3 protein-coding genes are annotated in these 2,649 nt (G+C 37.3%); 2 read left to right on the top strand and 1 reads right to left on the bottom strand.

Going from position 1 to position 2,649, the window contains the following annotated elements; translation table 11 throughout:
* Together KSO91_RS16900 and KSO91_RS16895 are read left to right on the top strand one after the other, a co-directional pair.
* Window positions 1-337 (top strand): hypothetical protein (locus tag KSO91_RS16900; RefSeq protein ID WP_238744191.1); only part of this gene is annotated, 337 nt, incomplete at its 5' end.
* 296 nt (window positions 338-633) lie between these two features.
* Entirely contained in the window at window positions 634-1,956 is a 1,323-nt protein-coding gene (locus KSO91_RS16895; RefSeq protein WP_238744190.1) for an IS4 family transposase, read from the top strand.
* A 57-nt stretch (window positions 1,957-2,013) separates the two neighbouring features.
* Here KSO91_RS16895 and hpf read toward each other — a convergent pair whose 3' ends face one another.
* Window positions 2,014-2,364, bottom strand: coding sequence for a ribosome hibernation-promoting factor, HPF/YfiA family (gene hpf, locus KSO91_RS16890; protein ID WP_238744189.1), 351 nt, complete (start codon window positions 2,362-2,364; stop codon window positions 2,014-2,016).
* Between the last annotated feature and the right edge of the window lie 285 nt (window positions 2,365-2,649).

The following is a 2,649-nucleotide window of genomic DNA, read 5'->3' as shown; positions in this document are numbered from 1 at the left end:
TTTAAGGTCTTTGGCTAACTCATTTGCGAGTGCTTGCAGTTTTTCTTTATTCATTGTGTTACTCATTATAATGGCCTTTGATAAGGTTATAGATAATGAACGTTTACACAATTCTTTTTACACCCTCTTAAGTGGTGAACCATCTTTGCTTATTTATGATCTCGATTTTTCTGAAATAAAGAAAGACAGTTCAACTTCCGCTTGTCGTTACAATGCACCACAAGATGAAAGATCAATGGATCCAAAAGATAATACATCCACGGGAGGTGGTATTGGTTTTGGCGGGTTAGTTTTATTATTACTTGTAACAATAAAAAGACGATCAGCATCTGTCTAGTTTCAATTTTTGTATATGTAAAACAGGCCTGTTTTTGAGGTGATGGTATCGTTATAGGTGATTGTAATTTAATTACAACTTCAAAAATTAAATAGGAGCATGCATGCAAAACCTCACAGTTCCTTACAAAACCCAATAAATACAATTAATTAAACTCATTTTATAGTCTTAGCGTTGTTTCTTCTTACCCAAACAAAAAACGCAGCGTGGGCTTAATGCCGATCAGTTAAGAAAAATCTATTGATTTTTAGCTGAATGAGATCAAAATCCGATGTTCACAAGACATCGGATTTTTTATGCAACTTTTTTCAGCCCTATCTCAAGTATCAGTTAATAATTTTACTGAATTTACCGCGCTCAATGAACTATTAGACCCAGATTTAGTCTCTAACGCACTCTCCCAAGCTGGTGTCGCCACCATTAGAAAGCGTAAGTTACCAATGGAGCAAATGGTCTGGGCTGTTGTGGGAATGGCACTTTTTCGTAAGTACTCGATGCGTCAGTTAGTCAATCAACTTGATATTATTCTTCCTAATGGCGAGCCTTATGTTGCACCAAGTGCAGTAACACAAGCACGGAAGAAACTGGGCCATCAAGCAATTGAATCTATCTGCAATCAAACACAATCATTGTGGCATGAAAAATCAGATCACCCAATGTGGTGTGGCCTTTCACTCTTAGGGGTTGATGGCGTTGTTTGGCGTACACCCGATTCAAAAGAAAATAACGAGTACTTTGGACGAACAGGCAACCAACATAGTAAAGCAAGCTATCCTCAAGTCCGAATGGTATGCCAAATGGAGCTAACCAGTCATCTATTAACTCAAAGCGCATTTGATAGTGTCGATGTAAATGAAATGCATTTAGCTGAAAAGTTAATTTCAGATACACCAGACAATAGCCTAACTCTATTCGACCGTGGTTTTTATTCTTTAGGATTACTCAATCGCTGGCATTCGACAGGCATTTCACGACACTGGCTGATGCCGTTAAAGAAGAATACGCAATATGAAGTAGTCAGAAGCTTAGGGCGACAAGATAAAGTGGTACGTTTAACTGCTTGCCCTCAAGCACGAAAGAAGTTTGCTGATTTACCTGAATACATTGAAGCCCGCTTACTGACTAAAAAAGTGAATGGAAAGCCCCGACAGATATTAACTTCTATGGTAGATGCCATGCAGTTTCCTGCCGCTGATATTGTTGATTTATATGAACATCGGTGGGAAATTGAATTAGGCTTTAGAGAAATGAAACAGTCACTGCTTGATAGTCAATTTACTTTACGTAGCAATCAGCCTGAATTAATAAAACAAGAGTTATGGGGGATATTATTAGCTTATAATTTAATACGGTATCAAATGATATTAATGGCGAAATCACTTGATGGAATACACCCTAACCAATTGAGCTTTCATGGAGCATCAATGCATATTATTTATCAGTTAACGATGTTGCCATTTTGCTCACCAGGAAATATTCCGAAGTATGTTATGGACATAACCAAAAGCGCTAAACAATTTTTTTTACCTGTAAGGCGAGAGAGGAGCTATCCACGAGAATTGAAGTGTTCTAAAAACAGATATCCAGTTAAAAAAAAGCATACCGTTCACCTTAAGTGAACGGTATTAAGCGTGGGCTGCGTTTTTGGCTAGTTAACGGAACGAGTAGGGGGGCTTTTAGTTAATTTCTTGCTCTGTTTCGTCAGCAGTTTCAAGTTCAGTCAACTCAGGTTTTTCATGTAAATCTGCTTTTAATTGACCTTTTCGGTGCTTTAATCCGGAATCTAATTTTTTAGCAGCACTGGTGATCGCAGGGTACATGACAGAATCGCTACCTTTAGCTGCAATGCTGGTGCCTTCATAATTGGTGCGAATTTCAACATCAAATTTACCATGCTCTTTGGAAATGATGATATCAAGCGAGATAAGCGTGGGGAAATGGGTCGCTATTTTAGCGAATTTTTCTTCTAAGTGCTCTTTGATGCTATCAGTAACATCAACATGGTGACCGGAAACATTTATTTTCATAGATTGTCCTTAACAAATTTACTTGCCAAATATATCGCGTATTACATCTGTATATTTACATAAATAAACTCGTTGTACAAATGCAAGCTTACATAATTTGACATACGACAGGTGGATTCTCCTATCCGTGTTTACGCCGATAATATGTGTACAATAATTAACTCAAGTTTCGGGATTCAAAACAAACAATAAAACCCAAATAACTCGATGATTTTAAAGAGGTTGATGTCTCATTGTGGTAAAATACTTGTTAACTAGACAAAGGATAATACAACAAGAGACATC

The sequence above is a fragment of the Psychromonas antarctica genome (assembly GCF_022267535.1).
GTDB lineage: Bacteria > Pseudomonadota > Gammaproteobacteria > Enterobacterales > Psychromonadaceae > Psychromonas > Psychromonas antarctica.
The sequence above is the reverse complement of the archived record's forward strand: the minus strand, read 5'-3'. Positions and strand labels throughout refer to the sequence as shown.

Excerpts from the sequence above, each read along its gene's own strand:
- KSO91_RS16895 (WP_238744190.1), top strand. The coding sequence starts at position 634 with ATGCAACTTTTTTCAGCCCTATCTCAAGTATCAGTTAATAATTTTACT.
- hpf (WP_238744189.1), bottom strand. The coding sequence starts at position 2,364 with ATGAAAATAAATGTTTCCGGTCACCATGTTGATGTTACTGATAGCATC.